This is a genomic window from Bariatricus massiliensis (assembly GCF_900086725.1).
In the GTDB taxonomy this organism is placed as follows: domain Bacteria; phylum Bacillota; class Clostridia; order Lachnospirales; family Lachnospiraceae; genus Allocoprococcus; species Allocoprococcus massiliensis.
Map to the genome: position 1 here is coordinate 270,509 of NZ_LT574837.1, position 20,195 is coordinate 290,703.

The 20,195-nt window shown below is 42.1% G+C and carries 23 protein-coding genes; all 23 read right to left on the reverse strand.

Annotated elements, in window-relative coordinates:
• Positions 1–29 precede the first annotated feature (29 nt).
• The 23 genes from vanX to BN6465_RS07485 all read right to left on the reverse strand — a co-directional run bounded on the left by vanX (position 30) and on the right by BN6465_RS07485 (position 20,095).
• Complete coding sequence (gene vanX, locus BN6465_RS07375; protein WP_025641541.1) at positions 30–638, reverse strand: D-Ala-D-Ala dipeptidase VanX; 609 nt, start codon at positions 636–638, stop codon at positions 30–32.
• A gap of 5 nt (positions 639–643) precedes the next feature.
• Positions 644–1,675: a D-alanine--(R)-lactate ligase VanD gene (vanD, locus tag BN6465_RS07380; protein WP_029467253.1), complete on the reverse strand. Its 1,032-nt coding sequence runs from the start codon at positions 1,673–1,675 to the stop codon at positions 644–646.
• Positions 1,668–2,639, reverse strand: a complete 972-nt coding sequence (vanH-D, locus tag BN6465_RS07385) for a D-lactate dehydrogenase VanH-D (RefSeq protein ID WP_025641539.1) — start codon at positions 2,637–2,639, stop codon at positions 1,668–1,670. The genes vanD and vanH-D overlap by 8 nt, the downstream gene beginning before the upstream one ends.
• 19 nt (positions 2,640–2,658) lie before the next feature.
• Complete coding sequence (gene vanY-D, locus BN6465_RS07390) at positions 2,659–3,711, reverse strand: transpeptidase-like D-Ala-D-Ala carboxypeptidase VanY-D (protein ID WP_025641537.1); 1,053 nt, start codon at positions 3,709–3,711, stop codon at positions 2,659–2,661.
• Between the two features lie 125 nt (positions 3,712–3,836).
• The gene (gene vanS / locus BN6465_RS07395; protein ID WP_025641535.1) at positions 3,837–4,982 is read right to left on the reverse strand and encodes a vancomycin resistance histidine kinase VanS; all 1,146 of its coding nucleotides are present in this window, start codon (positions 4,980–4,982) and stop codon (positions 3,837–3,839) included.
• Positions 4,972–5,670, reverse strand: a complete 699-nt coding sequence (gene vanR-D, locus BN6465_RS07400; RefSeq protein ID WP_025641533.1) for a vancomycin resistance response regulator transcription factor VanR-D — start codon at positions 5,668–5,670, stop codon at positions 4,972–4,974. Before vanR-D ends, vanS begins: the two co-directional genes overlap by 11 nt.
• 192 nt (positions 5,671–5,862) lie before the next feature.
• On the reverse strand, positions 5,863–6,306 hold the full coding sequence (locus BN6465_RS07405; RefSeq protein WP_025641531.1) for a winged helix-turn-helix domain-containing protein: 444 nt from the start codon (positions 6,304–6,306) through the stop codon (positions 5,863–5,865).
• 134 nt (positions 6,307–6,440) lie between these two features.
• Entirely contained in the window at positions 6,441–7,256 is an 816-nt protein-coding gene (locus BN6465_RS07410; RefSeq protein ID WP_025641529.1) for an AraC family transcriptional regulator, read from the reverse strand.
• A gap of 166 nt (positions 7,257–7,422) precedes the next feature.
• Positions 7,423–7,599: a hypothetical protein gene (locus tag BN6465_RS07415; protein ID WP_154670218.1), complete on the reverse strand. Its 177-nt coding sequence runs from the start codon at positions 7,597–7,599 to the stop codon at positions 7,423–7,425.
• 8 nt (positions 7,600–7,607) lie between these two features.
• Positions 7,608–8,195 carry a GNAT family N-acetyltransferase gene (locus tag BN6465_RS07420; RefSeq protein WP_025641526.1) on the reverse strand — a complete coding sequence of 196 codons (588 nt, stop codon included), beginning with the start codon at positions 8,193–8,195 and terminating at the stop codon, positions 7,608–7,610.
• 13 nt (positions 8,196–8,208) lie between these two features.
• The gene (locus BN6465_RS07425; RefSeq protein WP_025641523.1) at positions 8,209–8,682 is read right to left on the reverse strand and encodes an SAM-dependent methyltransferase; all 474 of its coding nucleotides are present in this window, start codon (positions 8,680–8,682) and stop codon (positions 8,209–8,211) included.
• Between the two features lie 119 nt (positions 8,683–8,801).
• Positions 8,802–9,614, reverse strand: a complete 813-nt coding sequence (locus tag BN6465_RS07430) for a MerR family transcriptional regulator (protein ID WP_025641521.1) — start codon at positions 9,612–9,614, stop codon at positions 8,802–8,804.
• 92 nt (positions 9,615–9,706) lie between these two features.
• The gene (locus BN6465_RS21425) at positions 9,707–10,219 is read right to left on the reverse strand and encodes a MerR family transcriptional regulator (RefSeq protein WP_029467256.1); all 513 of its coding nucleotides are present in this window, start codon (positions 10,217–10,219) and stop codon (positions 9,707–9,709) included.
• A complete protein-coding gene (locus tag BN6465_RS07440; protein ID WP_025641516.1) occupies positions 10,209–11,132 on the reverse strand; it encodes a DUF2268 domain-containing protein in 924 nt (307 codons plus the stop codon). Before BN6465_RS07440 ends, BN6465_RS21425 begins: the two co-directional genes overlap by 11 nt.
• 379 nt (positions 11,133–11,511) lie before the next feature.
• Positions 11,512–12,285, reverse strand: coding sequence for an ABC transporter permease (locus BN6465_RS07445; protein WP_044955050.1), 774 nt, complete (start codon positions 12,283–12,285; stop codon positions 11,512–11,514).
• Positions 12,278–12,994, reverse strand: a complete 717-nt coding sequence (locus BN6465_RS07450; RefSeq protein WP_049947330.1) for an ABC transporter ATP-binding protein — start codon at positions 12,992–12,994, stop codon at positions 12,278–12,280. The genes BN6465_RS07445 and BN6465_RS07450 overlap by 8 nt, the downstream gene beginning before the upstream one ends.
• Positions 12,995–13,006: 12 nt before the next feature.
• The gene (locus tag BN6465_RS07455) at positions 13,007–14,155 is read right to left on the reverse strand and encodes a TraB/GumN family protein (RefSeq protein ID WP_025641513.1); all 1,149 of its coding nucleotides are present in this window, start codon (positions 14,153–14,155) and stop codon (positions 13,007–13,009) included.
• A 12-nt stretch (positions 14,156–14,167) separates the two neighbouring features.
• Positions 14,168–14,488 carry a zf-HC2 domain-containing protein gene (locus tag BN6465_RS07460; protein ID WP_025641511.1) on the reverse strand — a complete coding sequence of 107 codons (321 nt, stop codon included), beginning with the start codon at positions 14,486–14,488 and terminating at the stop codon, positions 14,168–14,170.
• Complete coding sequence (locus BN6465_RS07465; protein WP_025641509.1) at positions 14,485–14,967, reverse strand: RNA polymerase sigma factor; 483 nt, start codon at positions 14,965–14,967, stop codon at positions 14,485–14,487. Before BN6465_RS07465 ends, BN6465_RS07460 begins: the two co-directional genes overlap by 4 nt.
• A 181-nt stretch (positions 14,968–15,148) precedes the next feature.
• Positions 15,149–17,518 carry an ABC transporter permease gene (locus tag BN6465_RS07470; protein WP_066733213.1) on the reverse strand — a complete coding sequence of 790 codons (2,370 nt, stop codon included), beginning with the start codon at positions 17,516–17,518 and terminating at the stop codon, positions 15,149–15,151.
• 14 nt (positions 17,519–17,532) lie between these two features.
• Positions 17,533–18,198, reverse strand: coding sequence for an ABC transporter ATP-binding protein (locus BN6465_RS07475; protein WP_025641507.1), 666 nt, complete (start codon positions 18,196–18,198; stop codon positions 17,533–17,535).
• Between the two features lie 176 nt (positions 18,199–18,374).
• The gene (locus tag BN6465_RS07480) at positions 18,375–19,406 is read right to left on the reverse strand and encodes a sensor histidine kinase (protein ID WP_025641506.1); all 1,032 of its coding nucleotides are present in this window, start codon (positions 19,404–19,406) and stop codon (positions 18,375–18,377) included.
• Complete coding sequence (locus tag BN6465_RS07485; protein ID WP_025641504.1) at positions 19,403–20,095, reverse strand: response regulator transcription factor; 693 nt, start codon at positions 20,093–20,095, stop codon at positions 19,403–19,405. The genes BN6465_RS07480 and BN6465_RS07485 overlap by 4 nt, the downstream gene beginning before the upstream one ends.
• Positions 20,096–20,195 lie beyond the last annotated feature (100 nt).

The following is a 20,195-nucleotide window of genomic DNA, read 5'->3' on the forward strand; positions in this document are numbered from 1 at the left end:
CTCTGTAAGATTACTTCAAGCCAATCCTGCTATGCAATGCAAAAATTGAAATATGTATTTGGGTACGGTTCATCTGCCAGAACATAATGCCACCACTCATTGCAGTAGGCTTCAAATCCGCTGCTTTCCATGATATGCCTTAGAACATCCCGATTTCTTGACTCTTCCTCTGTCAATCCACTTGCCGCATGATGGGACCGTTCATCCATAAAATCAAAATCTCCGCCCATAGGAACAAGCGTACCGGTACCTATATAAAAAATCGTGAGATCAACCGCACCTCCGCGACTATGGCTGGACTGTGAGGCCACATATCCCTTTGTCACCATTTCATTCCGCTTTATATTAGGGTAATACCGGTTTTTCGTCAGATTATTCTCCGGTAGTGACGCCCAATGCAGAAAACAATCCACGGCACGCTGAGGGCGATAACCATCCCATAAGAGCAGCCCATATCCCTGTTTCCTGGCAAGTTTTTGAGCTTTGCGTAAAGCAGCTCCCAACTCTTTTGTTCCCACAATACGGTTTACCTCATATCCGTCCACCGGTTTGCCTGTAAAATTATCCCATGTGGCATATTTGGCATCCCAACGAATGCCAGGCAGCATTTCGTCTAAAAAAATAAAATTCTGTTTCATCATGTCTACCTCCTGAGCGCCAGTTCAATCAAACGATCAATAAGCTCCGAAAGGGTAAAGCCGGCCGCAGTCATCATGCGGGGATAACGGCTGTACGAAGTAAAGCCGGGCATGGTATTGACTTCATTGAGCACAATCTGCCCATCCTCCCGCAAAAACAAATCAATACGGGCCAGTCCTCTGCAGCCCAGTACCTGAAAAATTTTCTTAGCCGTTTCCTGAATCCGTTTCCTTACCTCTGCCGGCAGGTCAGCCGGAACTTGAATCGTTGCGTTTTCAGATCCCTTTTCAGGCTGTGCTTCCTGATGAATCTTAAAAAAGCCGTGTTTCAGACTGATCTGATCGATCTCACCAACAATCAGATCTGTGCCGGTTCCCAATACAGCGCAGCCGACCTCACTCCCGGAAACCGCCTGCTCAATCAATACCTTTCTGTCGTATTGCCTTGCTTCGTTTATGGCCGCGCATAAATCTTCCGCTTTCTCTACTTTATTTACTCCAAAAGAAGAGCCGGAGCGTGCAGGTTTTACAAAAAGAGGAAAACCAAATCTCTCTGTTTCCGGGCTGTCGCCGTCCTGAATAATCTGGAAATCAGGAACTTCAATACCTGCATTTTTTACAGTGGTATAAGCAAGCGATTTGTCCATGCAAATCACAGAGCTTTGAATATCACAGCCAACATAGGGAATCCCGGATAATTCGAGCAGACCCTGTATTGAGCCGTCTTCCCCAAATTTGCCGTGAATCATTGGAAACACCACATCTATAAGTTGGGTTTCGTATCCCGCATCTTTTTGTATCAGCAGCCCATGCGTATTTCTCCCCGGCGAAAAGACGACTGAATATTTTGCATATCGCTCCCAATCCAGGCAAGGTTTTTCACATAATTTCCAAATGCCGGATTTTGTGATGCCGATATAAAAAGGCTGATATTTTTCCGTATCCATGTTTGCGGCAAGCTCCATTGCCGATTTTATAGATACAGTATGTTCTTCCGAGCAGCCACCAAACAGGACCGCAACGTTTATCTTATACATTTCCAAGACTCCTTTCAAAATTCAGGCAATTCTGAATCGTATTGCTTACTGTGTCAACTAACACCCGGTCCGTATGGTAGGCCGTATGCGGCGTAACAATTACATTCGGCATCCTCTGGAGGGCTGATAAAAAGGGATGTTTCAACACCTTTTGCGTACAGTCATAATAAAAAATTCCTTCTTCACCTTCCAGTACATCCAAAGCGGCGCCTCCAATTCTCCCATCCTCCAGCTCATCTATCAATGCCTCTGTGTCCACTAATGCGCCCCGTGCCGTATTGATAAGAAGCGCATCTTTCTTCATCATTTTTAATTGCTCACGGCCAATCATATGGAAAGTATCTTCTGACAGCGGAACATGGAGTGTAATAATATCGCTGCTTTGCAGCAGCTCACATAATGGAACATAGTCTGCTCCGGCTTTGTGATTGCAGTCATACGCCAGCACCGTACAACCGAATCCCTTCAGGCGTTCCATAACTGCCTGTCCGATCCGTCCGGTTCCTATCACGCCAACCGTCATATCCTGTAATTCTTTGCCTCGAAGGTCATTCAGGCAATAATTTTGTGTTTCTGCTCTGTGCATTACGGATTTTGTTCCACGCATCAGCATAAGCATCAGCATGATGGTATAGTCGGCGACACTCCCCGGCGAGTAAGCTACTGTGCCAATGGTCATTCCCATTTGTCCGGCTGCCTGTATATCAATATGGTTAAAACCGATACTCCGGGTGCAGATATATTTTACGCCAGCGTTTTTCAGCGCAAGAAGGAGGGATTCCGACAGCTCCGCTTTATGGCTTATGCTGACACACTGGCATCCATCAGCTAAATTTACATTGTTTTCTGATACTGCTTCTCTTATGAGTGAGACCGTAACGCCAAATTCAAAGGAAAGTCTATTAAAAACCGCCGCCTCATCCGGCTCACATCCAAAAACAGTAATATTCATCTCTTTCTTCATTGCTTCACTCCTTAGTTGTTCATTGCAATTTAATTGCATCAATAATATCAACGCTGTCCTGGAATCTGTCGTTCTCAGTTGACCCCATGACTGCACAGATATAGGTGTTTCCGTTAATGACCGCTGCTGAAATGATACAGGCGCCGCCACGACTGCTGGTTCCCGTTTTTAGACCGATCACTTCAGGCCGGTAATATTTGCTGTCTGGATTGAGAAGTTCATTTGTATTTTTGTATGTGACCTCCCGGCCATTGGTCCATCTTTCATAAGACGAATAGGTTGCCACGATATCGGAAATACATGGGTCATCCAAACATGCCTTTGCAATAATGGCAAGATCATAGGCCGTGGTATACTGTCCATCAGCGTCATATCCGTCTGGCACTACAAAATTCGAGTTTTTCGCACCAAGCTGTTTTGCCTTCTCATTTACTTTATCCATGAATACATCAATAGCCTGTGTATCAGACAGGCCCTTATCCCCGTCAATTTTCTTTCCCGTATTCACTGCAAGCGTATACGCTGCATCATTGCCGGAAGGAAGCATAAGGGCAATTAAGAGCTGTCTGACGGTCAGAGTATCACCCTTCATAAGCCATGCTCTTGACGAATCATCATGCATCATTTCGATCTCTGCGCCTACCCTCATTTCATCGTCCGGGGAACAGTAGTCCAATACGGTCAAAGCTGTAATCATTTTAGCCGTGCTGGCCGGTGAAATTTTGTCTGTACCATTTTTCTGATACAATGTTGCATTGGTATCAGTATTGATTACAATCGCATTGGCTGCTGTGACATTCACGGAAAGAGCATTATCAGAGTCAAGGATGGGTGAAACCGTTTCCTTTTGTCCGCTATCCCCCAAAGAAAAAGATTCATTGTTTTGAGTAACTTTTTTCTCGGGGATAGGGGATTCTTTGCCACTCCTTATCAGATTCACAATTCCCAATGCTGCAACGGCTATAAGTAAACAAAGCACAATACATACAGCTTTGTAATAGACTCTTTTTTTCTTTTTTGATTTTCTCCTGTTCCTGTTGTCGTAGTTTCCGTTATTGTTTTGATATTCCATCGTTATCTTAAACTCCTTTCTGGAAGTAAAAAAAATCGCTCCACCCGATATATAGCATATCAGAATGGAGCGATTTATGTTTTCGCTTTCCTTTGCGGATAATATATGATTTTTAACGGACTTTCTTACGATTTTCCTACGACCGGCAATGACAACTCAAAACAGGTAAAACCGTCCTCACTTCGGGCGGTAATCTGCCCGTGATGAAGTTCAACGATCTCCTTTGCAATGGCAAGTCCCAGACCGGCTCCGCCCGTTGCAGAGCTTCGTGATACATCCAGGCGGTAAAACTGCTCAAATATTCTTTCTAACCGTTCCTGCGGGATGGTATTTCCCTCATTCATGACTTTGATTGAAACATGATCTTCTATCTGCTCTGCAGCTATCTTAATGCTCGTGTCTGCGTTACAATAGCTGACAGCATTTCGCAGCAGGTTATCAAATACACGCTGCATTTTATTTGCATCGCATGAAATAAAAATATCCGGCTGCATTTCAAATTCCAGTTTCAGGTTCTTTTCGGCCAGCATCGGTTTAAACTCATATGCCAACTGTTCCAGCATCCTCGTCAGATTGATTTTACTGTATATAAGCGTTATATTGGAAAGGTTGAACCGCGTGATCTCAAAAAATTCGTTAATCAGATCCTCAAGGCGCTCGGCCTTATCCAGCGATATAGATAAATACCGTTCCCGGAGCTCATCGGAAATCTGGCCCTCATCCCTTAATAGTGTCAAATAACCGATCACCGATGAAAGCGGCGTTTTTAAGTCATGGGCCAGATACATAACAAGGTCATTTTTCCGTTGCTCCGCAAGCTCGGCATCCGTTTTTCTTTTCGTCAGGGTATGCCGTATGGAATTGATCTTTCTTTCTGTTGACGCCAGCTCTGCCGGCAGAGCAATATCGTGGGCATCTTCATTCACAAGAGAATCAATGCCACGGTTAATCTCCTTGAAGTATTTTGAAACATTGCCCACAAATATACGAAAAACCACAAAAAACACGCCCAAAATCGCCAGCAGGAAAAGCCAGATTTCATACCTCTTGAAGGTTTTCAGGTAGACGACTGCGGCCTCATCACGGTCGTGGTAAATAAAATGCTCTAAAATATAAACTACGGCATTTGCAAAATTGTCTTTTAAAATAAACAGATAAACACCTGCTATAACCAGAAGGGAACATACCATCATCAGCAGCATCTTCATGAATAATCTGTTTTCAAAAAGCAAATAGTCATTTTCAAAATTTGTTTTCTTTCTATTTTTCAATGGTATATCCCACTCCCCACACAGTTTTTATGAATTTCGGGTTTTTTGCCCGTTCCTTCATTTTTTCTCTGAGCCGGCCGATATGGGCCATAACAGTATTATTGTTATCCATGTATTTTTCTCCCCATACCGCTTCAAATAATTCCTCCGTTGAGATAACCTCCCCCTGGTTCTCACACAGATACCAGAGAATCGAGAACTCTGTCGGCGTCAGCTGAAGTTCTTTTCCAAATAAGATACATTTATGGCTTTTCTTACTGATTGTCATTCCTCTTATATCATATTCGCTGCATTCATCCTCCTGCTTGATCTGCGGCTGCCTGTATCTCATATACTGCCTTAACTGCGCTTTCACGCGGGCAACCACTTCCAGTGGGTTGAACGGCTTCGTGATATAGTCATCCGCAACGGACAGCCCCATGATTTTATCCCCATCTTCTACTTTTGCTGTCAGCATAATCACAGGAAAATAAAATTTCTCCCGGATTTTCTGGCAAATTTGAAAGCCATCAATATCCGGGAGCATAATATCTAATATGGCTAAATCTAAGTGGATAGACTCAATGCACCTTAACGCATCCGTACCATTGTAAAATTTATAAACGGTATATCCATCGTTTTTCAGATAGACTTCAACCAAATCTGCCAACTCTTTTTCGTCATCAACCACTAAAATTTTTTCATTCATTGCATTGCTCCTTCCTGCACAAACTATCTATCTTTATTATGTACCAAAACGCTGTTACATTATCAGCATAATGATAGATAATCGTCAAGACAACGCATTCCTAATCTTGACGATTCCTTACATTAAGCGAAACAGATAGATATAGCAGCCACACCTTAGATGTATCCAACTGTCATCTGATTCCATAGTCATTTACGGCACTTCAAATTTATATCCAACGCCGACAACGCTTTTGATGTAGTCCGGGGAATCCGGCGCGATTTTCAGTTTCTTCCGCAGATTGCTTACATGGTTATTGACTGCCTTGCGAGAGTAATAAGAATGATCCTCATTCCAGACCAATTCCATAATCAGCTCATAGGTAAATACCCGCTTCGGGTGCGTAATTAGCAAAGCAAGGATGTCAAATTCCTTAGCGGTTAATTCAATTACCTGTCCGCCCATACATACAAGCCGCTGCTCCTGGCAGAAATATAAATCCCCCATGCGAATCTCTGTAAAAGGTTCCTCAATGGCTGCCTGCACCCTATAAGTTTCGGGAATATCACATGGGCTGTCGGCCGGATTACTCTGTTGCCCTTTTGAAGCAAGAAGATAATTTACTAACTCCTGCCTCTGACGGGTATTTAACAGCACAAGCAGTTTTTCTGCAATTTTACCGCCCGATTCAGATATATCAAATACAGCTAATTTCCCATGTTATCACCTCCTCCGTCAATGCAGGTATTCATTCTTTTATTTTGCTGATACAAGTTTTGTAGAGAATCATTTTAAGCGTTATAAAGTTTGCTGTATTGTTTCGGAGTCACTCTGGCATATTTTTTGAAAAAATTAGTAAAGTGACTCTGACTGCTAAATCCAAGCTGATAGGTAATATTTGATAAGTCTTCCCCGGCCTTCAGCAATTTTTTGGCCTCTGTCATTTTAATACATTCGATATAACGATAAGGGGATATGCCCTTTTCTTTCGTAAACATACGAATAAAATGGTACTTACTAAATCCGGTAAAGGAACTCAAATCGCATAATGAAATATTTGCGGCATAATGTTTTTCAATATACCCGCAGGCACGTTCTATACTATCCGAAATTTCCATTTGTTCGCATTCCAGTGATTGAGCATGACCTGCGACCAAATCGCCGATGATCATATAAAGCAGTTCTTCTTTTTGCAGATCGCAATACGATCCATTTTCAATCAAGTCAATCAACTCTTTTATTTGCGGAATAAGATCGCTCTGGTGAACAATCTGCGGTTCAAAATATGGACATATGGAATATCCTATACATTCCAGCACCAATTCTTCCATGCGCTCAGTCGTGATGTGAAAACATCTAAAATCCAACAGTCCCTTTTTCAACTCTAAACAGGTATGGTTGTCATTGGGGTTAAACAGGAGCAGATCACCTTTTTCTGCTGTATACTCTTTGCCTTGACAGATTACCCGTCGGTTTCCGCTTTCGATATAACCTAATTCATAGTAATCATGGAAATGCGGTGGCAGATTCTCTATCATTCCTGTCAGTGTTAGTACCTCTATCTTCAATTTTTCGTCAAAAACAATTCTGCTATCAGAGTTATCCATAAGTCACCTCCACGAAGTTACTCTAATTATATCATTATAGCTCATGCGCATCACTTTTTCTTACATAATGTTGCTATCTTCCCCAAGGCATGTCGAATCATGCGCTATCATTCTTTGTATATAAATAGAAAATATAGTGTTGTGGGCAGTAAGCATTAAAATTTCGTTATGCTTTCACGCTCTCCTTATTCTTTACGAGTATCGTTTCCGATATAGTTGCCGCAGCACTTGCTGCCACATGACTGACCAGCACTATACATACCGCCGGTATTAGCGCGGGGGATTTCTCCACTATTTCGGCCTCAGCCTGCGGCGCAGGCCGGGCTGGAGTATCCTTGCCCATAACGGGGATCACGGACTGTTCCGGCTGTGGTGCTGGAATTTATCCATCACTTCAATGTAATCAGCTTTTGTCATGCCATATAAATAATAATCGCAGTAGATGTTTACCATTTTTCCCTCACGAATAAGCCCTTCACACTTGAAGCCCGCTTTTTCAAGAGTCTTGAATGACGCAATGTTGCAGATGTGAACATCGGCCCAAAGACGCTGCAATTCTGTTTCTTCAAAGCAGAAGATAGCTACTCTCGCCAGTGCTTCTGTCATAAGTCGGTTGCCTTGATAGGCAGGAGAAAGGCGAAATGCTACTTTTGCCATGCGGTCATTCTCAATGAGATACACCCACATATCCCCGATGACTTTATAATCTTGTTTGTGAACAATACCCCAATGAAAACTTTTTGTGGGTTTCTCCGGCTTTTGAAAAAGCAATTCCGGGTTTAAGTCACTTTTCCCGGGGCGTTTTCCCCAATACTGATAAATGGAACTGTCACCCAACCATTCTTTCAAATCTGAAACATCTTCTTTTCGCAGAGGGCGTAGGATAAGTTGATCCGTTTCAAGAACAGGCTTATTCTGCGCATAATCCTGTAATTTCATAAGCCACCCCCTCTTAAAATTTGAACACCTGTCCCCAATCAAAATAGCCGGACGCTTCTGTGCTTTTCGGCCATTCGCTGCACCATACGGGAACACCGGGCGTTTCAACTCTGTCAAAACTCGGTGTGTAGGGCTTGATGTCAAGTACGGGCGTATTGTCATTTGCGTCAATGAATGTAACACGAATTATGCCGTTGGTGAAATCAATGTTAATAATTTCGGACGCTGTTAATGCAATAGGGTTCGGACGAGAAGGAGATCGTGTCGCAAATACACCCATGACTTCGGGTGCACCTTTATAGGGCTGTTCTGTCTGCAATTCATTCCGGTCTGCGTCGTTGTCGCAATCGCTGAACCACCAAAAGACATTGATGTGGCTGAAGCCCTCTAAGGCTTGCAGTCCGGGAATGTACTCCGGCTCTAACTGAATAAATGTGCCGTTTTCATCATTTTTTACTTTGCCAATAGCTTTTAATTGATAGGTCATATTTTTCCTCCTTGCTTTTGTTGGTAAAACCAGTATAAGACCTCACATCATGTGAGATGCAATGGGGAAAAATAAAAAATGCCCTGCATTTTTAGCAGGACATTTCAAAGTCTATACAATCATGCATGTTCCAGCGGTATTTGAAGCTCAATCAAATATTTTTCAGGGTTATTCTCATTCCACGGACCTCTATGCACGATCTGACGCATTGGGTTAGACATTTTGTATTCGCTGTTTGTCTGCAACCATTCGGCAAAGGCAAGGTAGGCGCCTTTTATATTTGCAAAATCGCCATAGACCATTGTGCAAGCCATATACGGGACTGGTTCTGTCATGTGGAAACAAAATGGCTCTTTTGCCTTTCCCATTTTCTTTACCGGAGCGCACAGCTCAATATCAACATCCGTCTCTCGAAATTCTGTATCGTGATAAATGGAAAATGTATTGCCCGTTATTTCGATTTTTTGCGCTTCTGTAAAAGTAGAAAGTTCTTTCCATAAGTCGCCCTCAGAATAGTAATTCGGTACAATTCTCCGCAAGGATAGCACCTGATTCGCCGGGATTGACTTAACGGATATGTTATAGTGCAGTTCTCCTTTACCACCCTGCACTTCACTTTTTGTAAGTTCGATCTTCCGCAGTTTTTCTCGTTCAGCCTGTATTGTATTTTCTATCTCTATGCGCTTTTTGTCGAGCTGCGCAAGAAGTGATTGCTCGTCCATCGTCAGGGCAAGCGCAATTTCCGAGACATTCAGCCCACTATCCCGCAGATACAGAATTTTATTTAGACGCGGTATTTGCTTTACTGAATACAGTCGGTGTCCTGTCCACTTGTCAACCTCTGCCGGTGTCAGAAGTCCTACCTCGTCATAGTAGCGAAGCATACGAATAGATACCTGCACCAGCTTTGAAAATTCTCCTATCCTAAACATCGTTTCACCACCTGCTCTAACTATTTTCATTTATTATAGGATAGCACACTTTTTAGTATAAAGCACAAAAATCAAAGCAGTAATATAAAAAATTACAAAATGCTGGACGACGGCTTTGAAAACAGAGCCGCCGCCAGCAAAATGTAATATGAGTGTGGGAAAGGAGCTGCCCAACAGCGTTTTTCTTTTTTGCCGCTGGACAGATATAATAGTTTATTAGCTATTACAGCAATAGACTTTAATTGCTTCACCAAAAAATTCCGCAACATTCCATGTGAGATACTCATGGGTGCCGCCCCAACGTTCGATAAAACAGCATTCTCAAATGCAGAAATTTCTGCTCTACAAGAAAAATTTAGGAATGAAGGTTTATTATATACGGGCGCTGATAATAATGCCTTGATCTCTTTTAGAGAAAACCCCACTTCACGGTAAAATAGAATTTGTTGTAACTTCTCTAAATCATTTTCAGAATATAAACGATATTTTGTCTTATCTGCTTTGGTAGGTTCCAGCAGACCGATTTCATCATAGTAATGCAAAGCACGTATCGTAATGCCGGTCAGCTTTGCAACCTCGTGAATCATCATTTTTTTAGGATTCATCCCAAAATCCCTCCACTTCTTTCAGTATTTCATCAGCAGGAATCTTGGTAGCCTCAATGATAGACTTTCCTGTTTTTTCCAGATAGTATTTTATCATATGATAGCCACAAGCATATCCGGCACAATAGGGTAGACCAACAGGAAAATAATTTTGCATTTTTGCCATTTCATCACCATACAGATATGCTGTCAGGTTATCTAAGCCCTGTACATCAAGACCGCCCTTAATGATAGGCTTGATATATCCATTCAAAGTTTCCAAATCTGTCTTACTTACCCACGGCCCTACATTTTCCTCACCATATAGGTAAGTAGCAAAGTTTTCAGCAAGTCCCTCACTTATCATCATTTCAGCAAGAGTAATGTCATTGTGCCATTTAATAAACTGGAAACGGACATTATGATTTGTTTCATGTGCCAACGCTACAGGAAGTCTGCTCTTAGTGTGTTCAGATGGAACAAGCCATGTAAAAATGTAGCCGGGAATTCCTCCATCTCCACAGTAATTATCATTCATTATCATATAAGGGTTCTCTGGATCAGCCAGCAAAATGGTATAGAGATATTCTTTTATCGGCAACTCAATTTCTGCATCAGTAAAACACTTTAAGGAGCGCACGATAGACTTTTGACAGTTATCCCAAAATTGGTTATCATCTAACAGTGTTATACTTTCGGACCATGTTTCATCAATTTTTTCCGGCAGAAGAAAGCCTAACATACCACTTGCCATAATAACATCATAGCCATTCGGTTGTGCAGCCTTCATTGGCACATTGTAGCAGGCCCATTTCTTTTCAAAAGGCTTCATCATTTCATAGCGATAAATATCATTCTTTTTAGAAACTGGCGCTTCCATGATTTTTCTGTAGATACCGTCAGAACGAACGGCCTGTACTTTTAAGTTACTCATATTTTGTACTTCCTTTCGATATTTTGTAACTTCATTCTACGGTATGACGGAACGTCAAAGTCAATAGTTTTTGAAATATTTCTTTTCTACATCCGTTTGCCAGTTTATCCGCATCTTTCGGAATTAACCGTACCCGGCTAAGGTGAACCACACCATCGATCCGGTTCTTTACACATAGTTTCTGCACCCGGTGCTTGTATTACTCCCATTTCTTTGCAGTTTCTTACATTGTCATTGCGTTCTTTTACAAACAAAAAGCGCCACTGAAAATATGTGGCGCTTTTTCAAATACATTATCTCTTTTTCTTGTGTAACTTTAAGTCAATATTTTTCGTTGCCGCTGCATCCTGCAGTAATCCGGTAACAAAAGCGCTTTTTATTACAATTCATATTTGCGAAAAAGAAACATACCTATAATCGTAGTAGCTATAAAAATGACAAAAGAACTAATTACAGTGGTGCTGATTACCTCCGGGGTCATAGAAGCGGTTGCAAGGGCTGACGACATACCATAAATTGAATGTTGAACGCACCATGCAATAATGTTTTCAGTAGCTTTTGAAACGCTCCCAATGTTTTGCAGAACAGTCACAATCGTTTCACTAAACAGGATATAGCACAAAGTTACAATAACCGAAGTTGTGTTGTTTTTAATCAGCATTGAAATAAAGCAGAGAACAGCTCCAAGAGCAATATAAATCAAACTTCCACAAAGTACGGTCGTGATATAGCCTCCTGCAAGCATGACACTTATTTGTCCCGAAAATAACAATGCACAAAGTTCAAAGACGAGAAAAGTTAGGGCTGATACTATTGCGGATAAAATTGCTTTTGATAAATACATACCAAATCGGTTTTTACTGATAAGCCACTTGTGCTGCCAAGTATTCCATTGATACTCCTGTCCAATAAAAACAGAGATAAAGACAGCAGCAATAATGCCAAGACCTTTTTGATATTGAACACCAAGGGCAATTACATCTTCTGGTGAAATAAAAGTTGTTAAGTTTCCAAAAATCGAGATACCAATACGAATATCTTGCCTATTAAGTATCATCAGCAAAAATGAAATCAGTCCTGCAAAGATAATTACGCCATAAAAAAGTATGCTTTTTTTGATACGATAGAAATCACCATTTATGATATTAAGCATTATGCTCTTGCCCTCCTTTTGTATATTGCATATAAAGATTCTCCAACGTTGTATTGCTTTGTTGAATGTCATGTGTGGATATTTCCTTTGCCATCACACCGTCGTGTAGAATGCCGAAACAAGTAGCCGTATGTTCCAGTTCACTTAGAATGTGGCTCGAAATTAAGATAGTCATACCAAATTCTTTGTTTAACTGGTGCAGCAAATCGCGTAAGTCAGCAATTCCGGTAGGGTCAAGACCATTTACAGGCTCGTCTAAAATCAAGAGATCAGGGCTTTCAAGCAAAGACATTCCCAGTTTTAAACGTTGTGTCATGCCTAACGAAAAGCCTTTTACTGGCTTATTTATATAATCTTCCAGTCCTACGACTTTAAGTATGTCTTTAATTTTTGTGTCAGTATGCAATCCTAATAAAGCAGATTGTTCTTTTAAATTTTCAAATGCGGTCATATTCAGAAAAAGTGCAGGAGAGTTTATGACTGCCGCTATTTTACATTTGCCCTCACCAACATTGGCAAGCGTAATATTCCCTCCGTAGTTTGGAATAAGCCCACATAGTATACGAAGCAGAGTAGTTTTTCCTGCACCATTTTTCCCAATCAATCCGTAAACCTCGCCTTGCTTAATATGAATGGAAACGTCATGCAGGACTGTGGTGTTTCCATATTTTTTGTTAATGTGTTCACCAGTTAAAATGTTACAATTCAAGTTTCTGTCCTCCTAAAATAAACTTTTGATAATGTCAGCTCCCGCAATAAGTGTACCAAGTGAGCTGCCTACATTTGCGAATATTACGATTGCTATAGCTTTTAAAAAGCGGTTTTTAAAAAAACGGGTAATGTGAAATATATCGTCCGGCACTCGGTTTATATCATCAACTGTCGGCTTCCTGAATGTAGCTTCGGTAAGACCGGCAAACCAACCACATGCCAAAAATGGATTGAGTGATGTTATTGGTGCGGAAATAAAAGCGGTTAAAATACTGAAAGGGTGTCCAAACATGGCTGCTGTAAAAATTCCAGCCAACACACTATTCCATAAAACCCATGATTTAAGCTGCTGTAATCCTGTTTGATAGTTACTAATAAAACCGTAAGCGATTAAGAGAAAAATAGCGATTGGAATTATCCATGCAAACACCCGAAAAAAACGATTAGATGCCGGGACGGACGTTATACGTTCTATATCCTGTTGACACAATATTTCTCTTTGTATTCCTGAAACATGAGCTGCACCAACAACAGCAACAATTTTTTCCCCCGGTGCAGTTTTAATTTTATAAGCTAAATGTTGGTCACGCTCATTGATAAGTATTTCAGTGATTTTAGGAAATTCTTTCCCCATACTTGATATTGCTGCTTCTAAATTATCTTTTTCCATGAGCGTATTAAGGTCAACATCTTCACTGTCCGATTGATTTTCTGTAAGCAAACCAGAAAACAGTTTGCATTTTTCAAAAAGAGAGAGCTTGCGCCAAACCCTCAAAAATGTTGTCTGAATATTCCTATCTGCAAGGACTAATTCACAAGAGTGTTCTTTTGCGCTTTCAATTCCTTGTAGCATTTCTTGACCGGGAGTAGCGTTTAATTTTTTTGCAACCCGTTTTTGGTAACTGCTTAATATAATGTTTGCAAACAGCAATCCTACTTTCTTTGACTTGATAACGTCAGCGATATTAGTGCTTTCCCATGCCTCTGGATTTTGGAGATTTTTATATCTCTCCGTATCTAACTCAATACAGACCGTATCAGGTAAAAGACTGTCAATCGTCTGCTTTACCAGTTCCGCACTTTCATGTAAAACATGAGCTGTCCCGATTAGGGTTATCTCTTTGTTTTTATAGTTGATTGTTGTAATATTATTTGTCATTCCAATTCTCCATTAAGCTATTTCGATACCAATAAAAAGGTAAATTATCAAGAGAACAACAATGACCGTTACAAGGGTAAAAAATGCTCCCTTTAAAACTGATTTAATCATTCCCTTTTTCCAACGCTTAGACAGTTTTTTTACTGCTTCGGCTTCTGCTAAGTTTTCAGTTCTGTTTGCGATAGGCAATTTGCTATCCATAGCCCTTAGTTCATCACGGCAGCTTTCACAATGTTCAAGGTGTTCTTCAACAGCTTTTGTGCTATCTACGCTGCATACACCGTCATGATATAGTGGAAGCAAATCTTTAATGATCTCACATGAAATATTCATTTTATTTCCTCCTGTAATTCTTTTTTTGCTCTATAAAAAACCAATCTTGCCCAACTGTCCGTCTTTCCAAATAGTTCCCCTATTTGAGAGAATGGCAATTCACCGAAAACTCTCAAAGTGAAAACCTCCTTATACGGTTCGTCAAGATTATGCAGTAAATAATGTAATCTTTTTGCTGTGTCACTATCAAGGTATGATTTTTCTAAATCAAATGTAGTATCAGGGTATTCGGTATCAACCTCTGGGAAAAATCGCTTTTCTTTTTTACAATAAGAAAAGTAAGAGTTTTTTGCAATTTGGCAGAGCCACACATATAATTTGCAGTTGCCGTTAAATTTGTCTATGTGGCGCATTGCTTTAAAGAATGTTTCCTGCGTAATTTCTTCCGCAACTGTTTCGTTTTGAGATAACGACAAGATGTATCTATAAACTTCGGAAAAATATTCCGCGTATATTTTTTCAAAATCGGGCGTCTGCACTTTCTCACCTCCTGTTCATCTATAAGACTTCGCTATATCAAATCTGTTTCAAAAAATTTTATTTTTTCACCGCCTTCGCGGATAGTGTCGATTTTCTCCCGGTTGATGTAGGACAGCCCTGCAAGGGTATATTTTACGGCGGGCAGCCACCAAGGCTTGCCGCCGCATTTTTCAGATATTTTTAATACTTTATTTGATTTCTCCTAATCTCTCTACAATAGACTTTNTAGAAAAGTGCAAACCATACCGGATAATCCCAATGCAAATAGCTCATTCCTATACTGTTCAGGCCGCGAATCAGCATAACCCCTAAAAATCCACCTGCTAACAAGGTAATAATGATGTTCCAAACAGCAATCAATCCGGCCTCACATTGTACCATATGATCAAGCTGCCGCTTTGTCATACCAATAGACTGTAAAACAGACAATTCCTGCTTTCGGGTCATAATATTTGTCACCAGCGTATTGATAAGACTAATCAAGCTGAACATCATAATAAAAATGCTAATGCCAATAATTGAGGTTAAAAGTGTGTTATACATTCCTGCCTTGCTATTGATAGAATCCCTCAAAGTACGCATCTGCAGATCATCTGAGCTGGCAATTATGGTATTTAACTGCTGGGTGATTTCTGCTTCTTTGGAATCCCATTCTGTCGAGAGAAGTACCTCTGAATTGATATTATACCCCTTTGGCAGCATGGCACGAACAAGCTCATCCGGCATTAAAAACCATCCGGACACGCCGAGCGCGGTAAAACACTCTGGATCGCTGTATGCTTTTTCACTTGTAATCTCTCCACCAATAGAGAATGTATCTTCATGGTATTCTGTACCATCAAACCATTCAAACCTTATTGTATCGCCGGGCTGGAATTTCCAGCCATAAATTTCTTCCACCGCGTCATTCTTTAAAACAAAGATTTCTCTGTTTTCTACAATGTCTGAATAATTCTTATCCTCTGTTTCCATATACCGTGACAGATGTGTAAATTCTTCTTCTGTAAATGGAACAATAAAATCTTCGTCACGGCGGTCATTATATTCAAATGTGCAATATAATTTCTCAAACGGTATGATTCCCTTTACTCCGCTTACTTGAGAAACTTCCCGTATAAAGGTATCGTTGAGTGGATTGTTGACTTGTACCCCTGCATACCCTTGTTCATTTACTTGTGCTGCATTTTCAGATAAATAAACCCTAACTTCTCCATGCTCCATGATTCCGTTTCGTGCATATGCTTCCTGATTAAAAGAGGTCAAAAAGGTAGAGCCAACCATAAAGATTATGCCACTGATTGCCAGGGAAAAAGAAGTCATAAGAAACTTTTTTCTATTGCGGGAAGTGTTCATTTTTGCCATTGAAAAAGGCGTGAGCTTTCTGGTCTGACGTTTAGTGGTCTTGCAGCTTTGTAAAACTCCTTTTGCCTTGTACGCCTCAATAGGAGATACTTTACTCGCAATTTGGGCAGGTTTACTGATGGAATATAACACGGCAATATATTCCGCTAAAATAATCAAACCGCCCAAAATAAGAAAGTTTATCCATGACCATCCCTCAGCATTGAGAATCCATGCAAAAATTGAGCCAATGACTAACCCCAATGGTGCGCCCATGCCGAATAGTAAAGTTCCCTCCCGTTTTACAATCCTTTCAATCTGTTTGCCAGTGGTTCCGATTGTTCTCAACTGCCCAAAATACTGAATACGGTTAATGATGGAGATATAGAAAATACTGTATATCACTATCACACCGGCGAACAGCACTACAAGCCCAATACAAAGGGCAATCAGCATATTTTTCGGATTAAAGGTCAAGGACTGGACAAAAGCACTGTTTTCACCAATACTTGAGCGGTCAATGCTGCAATCAGCTCCAATTGCATGAATGGTATCAAGAAATTCATCTGCCGTCATACTTTGGGCGTCCTGTATCTGTGCTGCAGCCACAAATAAAGTGTCTTTCAACTGGCTTCCCATTTCTGCATACTGTTCAGAGAAATAGATCGGGTACACATCAGAAGTAGAGCCAGTATCTGTAAGACCAGAAAGTACAAAAGATTCTTGCGTCCCATCATAAAAAGAAAAGGAAACTGTGTCGCCAATTTTAAGATTTTCGCCAATCCGCTCTAAGTAAGAAACATCAACAGCAACTTCATTCTCAGCCATAGGGTATTGTCCTTCTGCAATTTCAGCACCTTGAATTTTCCCCTCGGATTGTTCAATATACATCGGCCAGATCATATAGTTTTCTATTTCGGAACGCTTACCGTATTTTGTCACCCTCATCTCTGAAATCCGACTGTCCTGCCGTAGGGTGTCACATTGCTGCTCTGTAATGTCATAAAAAAATACCTGTTGCAAATTTTCCAACTGACGAGTATTTGCGGTATGCATAGAGGAAATATACAGAGCCAGTCCAGACATTAGTGCAATGGAAAGTGAGATTGTCAGGACAATCAAAATGTTTCTCATTTTCCCGGACTTCAGGCTATTTTTTGCCAGCTTTTTTGTAATGGCTCTGGTATCATTCTCAAAAGGCCATATCATAGTCTGTCACCTCCTTACTCCACGATCTTACCGTCCTCAATGCGGATAATCCGATCTGCAAGACGGGCTATATCGTTATTATGGGTAATCATTACGACGGTCTGCCGGAACTCTGCACTGGTACGCTTAATAAGCCCCAGCACCTCAGCGCTGGTCTTGCTGTCAAGGTTGCCGGTTGGCTCATCGGCCAGCACGATAGCCGGTTTGGTAATCAGGGCGCGGGCAATCGCCACGCGCTGCTGCTGTCCGCCCGAAAGATTGTTCGGCATATTTTTCAGTTTATCTTCCAGCCCCAGCAGGTGAACGATCTCATTTAGATACTTTTGATCTACGGTGTCCCCATCCAGCTCCACCGGCAGGACGATGTTCTCATACACATTCAGGATAGGAACAAGGTTATAATTCTGGAAGATAAAACCGATGTTGCGGCGGCGGAATATGGTAAGCTGTTCATCGTTCTTCTTTGCCAGTTCTTCGCCCCGGACAATCACGGTTCCACTGGTAGGAATGTCCAGCCCACCCATCATGTGAAGCAGTGTAGATTTTCCGCTGCCAGAGGTTCCCACAACGGCCACAAATTCGCCCTCGTTTACGGAAAAGTTCACACCGTCAAGGGCGCGGGTAATGTTTGGCTTCGTGCCGTAATATTTTTTCAGATCAATAGTTTGCAAAATGCACATATTCAAAACTCCTTTCAAGGCTTCCCGCCTGTTGATAAGGATATTGTAAAATCCAAATGTCCGCGAAATGTTACAGCGGCCAAAAAATTTCATTGAAAATGAGGGTGAAATGTTACAGCGCTCGGACATTTCTAAAAATTTACGGCGGACAGCCGGGAATAACTGTCCGCCACGTTCTATTTTACAGGAAGCATGATGGAAAATTCTGAACCCATCCCCGGCTCCGAAACCACTTTGATATAGCCGCCCTGCCGCGTTACAATTTCGCGGGCCAGATACAGACCGATGCCCACACCCTGCTGGTCGTGTACTTCTTCCTCCCGGTAGAAACGCCGGAAGATGGCAGCCTGATTGCTTTCGGAAATGCCCTTGCCGGTATCAGCCACTTTGATCTCCACATACATTTCCCACTGTATCACCGACACAGAAATGTTCCCGCCCGCCGGGGTGTATTTCACTGCATTGTCCAGCAGGTTAAATAGGGCCTCGGCTGTCCACTTGCTGTCATGGGCAAGCGTCAGATCTTCCGTGCAGTCCACGGACACGGCGATTTCCTTTTTCTCCGCTTCATACACAATGCCGCTCATGGCCTGTGCCACGGTGTCAAAAAGACGGCACAGCTTACAGTCCAACTGAATCACGCCCGTTTCCAGCCGGGAGGTTTTCACAAGCGCCTGAAAGAGAAAGTCCAGCTTATCCGTCTGGCTGCGGATTCCCTGGATAAAGTCGGTGCGTTCCTCCTCAGTCATGGGCTTTTCCAATAGCGTGTCCGTCGCCATTTTCAGATTGCTTACCGGTGTTTTCACCTGATGTGAAATATCCGATACAAGGGTCTGTAACTCCTGCCGTTCCTCGTCTACCTGGCGGCGGTTCTCCTGCATGATTTGATAGAGTCTTGCCAGTCGGTGGCCGATTCTGGCAAGCTGGGTTTCGCTGTCCTCTGGGCGCTTTGGCGCTTCATTTCCGGCAATCATGTGGTCTAAGGTCTGGCACAGGTCAGCGGTAAACTGCGACAGCCGCTTTCCAAACGACTGCGTCAGTACGAAAATCCCCACAAGGGCGCACAGCAGCAGCGCCCCGCCAGTCAACAGCACCACCGTTTGCTTTGTTACAAGAAACAGGGCTATGGTAATCCCGGACATAGTGAGGAGAAGCCCCGTTGCCACCAAGCCAAACAGCTGCTTTACCGAAAGGGTTTTTATCTTCATTTTGCCTCGCCTCCCGTCCATTGATAGCCCATGCCGTAAATGGTCTTAATGTAGGGCGTGCCGCCGTCCGATTCAATCTTGCTGCGAATCCGGCTGATAGAGGTAGTCAGGGTATGTTCATCCACAAACTTCTCCTCTACATCCCACAGCTTTTCCAAAAGCTGCCCACGGGTCAACACCTGCTTCGGGTTTCTGCGAAACAGGTTTAACATTTTAAATTCCATCGGGGATAAGGTCAGGGGTCTACCGTTTAAAGAAGCCGCCTGCTCCGAAAAGTCTAAGAACAGCCGCCCGTCGTCGTAAATATCCTTTGCTGGCTTGTAGTGTTCCAGCATGGAAAACATGGCTTTGATTTTCCGCTGCAAGGCCCCGATCACAAAGGGTTTGGTGATGTAGTCTACCGCACCCACTTCATAGCCCCGTATCTGGTCACTTTCCTGATCGTTGGCAGTCAGAAAAATCACAATGGTATCCGGGTACTGAGGCTTTATCAGCTTGCACAGCTCAAAGCCGTTCCCATCCGGCAGGTTGATGTCCAGCAGCACTAAGTCAAATTCCCGCTGGCGCAGGGCTTCGGCTGCGGTTCTGGCATTTAGGACAGAAGTCACACCGTAGCCGTCTGCAGTCAGGTTATAGGCTAACATCTTATTCAAAAAACTGTCGTCCTCGACAATTAAAATCTGCTTCATATCATCACTTCCTCTGCTTTTGCAGATAGTATAACAGGAAAATGTCCGCGAAATGTTACAGCGGACGGTTTTTTCAAAAAAACGCATTTCATTTATTATA

Coding starts and splice junctions, on each gene's coding strand:
- vanX (WP_025641541.1), bottom strand. CDS start 638: ATGAAACAGAATTTTATTTTTTTAGACGAAATGCTGCCTGGCATTCGT.
- vanD (WP_029467253.1), bottom strand. CDS start 1,675: ATGTATAAGATAAACGTTGCGGTCCTGTTTGGTGGCTGCTCGGAAGAA.
- vanH-D (WP_025641539.1), bottom strand. CDS start 2,639: ATGAAGAAAGAGATGAATATTACTGTTTTTGGATGTGAGCCGGATGAG.
- vanY-D (WP_025641537.1), bottom strand. CDS start 3,711: ATGGAATATCAAAACAATAACGGAAACTACGACAACAGGAACAGGAGA.
- vanR-D (WP_025641533.1), bottom strand. CDS start 5,670: ATGAATGAAAAAATTTTAGTGGTTGATGACGAAAAAGAGTTGGCAGAT.
- BN6465_RS07410 (WP_025641529.1), bottom strand. CDS start 7,256: ATGGATAACTCTGATAGCAGAATTGTTTTTGACGAAAAATTGAAGATA.
- BN6465_RS07415 (WP_154670218.1), bottom strand. CDS start 7,599: ATGGGCAAGGATACTCCAGCCCGGCCTGCGCCGCAGGCTGAGGCCGAA.
- BN6465_RS07420 (WP_025641526.1), bottom strand. CDS start 8,195: ATGAAATTACAGGATTATGCGCAGAATAAGCCTGTTCTTGAAACGGAT.
- BN6465_RS07425 (WP_025641523.1), bottom strand. CDS start 8,682: ATGACCTATCAATTAAAAGCTATTGGCAAAGTAAAAAATGATGAAAAC.
- BN6465_RS07430 (WP_025641521.1), bottom strand. CDS start 9,614: ATGTTTAGGATAGGAGAATTTTCAAAGCTGGTGCAGGTATCTATTCGT.
- BN6465_RS21425 (WP_029467256.1), bottom strand. CDS start 10,219: ATGAATCCTAAAAAAATGATGATTCACGAGGTTGCAAAGCTGACCGGC.
- BN6465_RS07440 (WP_025641516.1), bottom strand. CDS start 11,132: ATGAGTAACTTAAAAGTACAGGCCGTTCGTTCTGACGGTATCTACAGA.
- BN6465_RS07445 (WP_044955050.1), bottom strand. CDS start 12,285: ATGCTTAATATCATAAATGGTGATTTCTATCGTATCAAAAAAAGCATA.
- BN6465_RS07455 (WP_025641513.1), bottom strand. CDS start 14,155: ATGACAAATAATATTACAACAATCAACTATAAAAACAAAGAGATAACC.
- BN6465_RS07460 (WP_025641511.1), bottom strand. CDS start 14,488: ATGAATATTTCATGTGAGATCATTAAAGATTTGCTTCCACTATATCAT.
- BN6465_RS07475 (WP_025641507.1), bottom strand. CDS start 18,198: ATGTGCATTTTGCAAACTATTGATCTGAAAAAATATTACGGCACGAAG.
- BN6465_RS07480 (WP_025641506.1), bottom strand. CDS start 19,406: ATGAAGATAAAAACCCTTTCGGTAAAGCAGCTGTTTGGCTTGGTGGCA.
- BN6465_RS07485 (WP_025641504.1), bottom strand. CDS start 20,095: ATGAAGCAGATTTTAATTGTCGAGGACGACAGTTTTTTGAATAAGATG.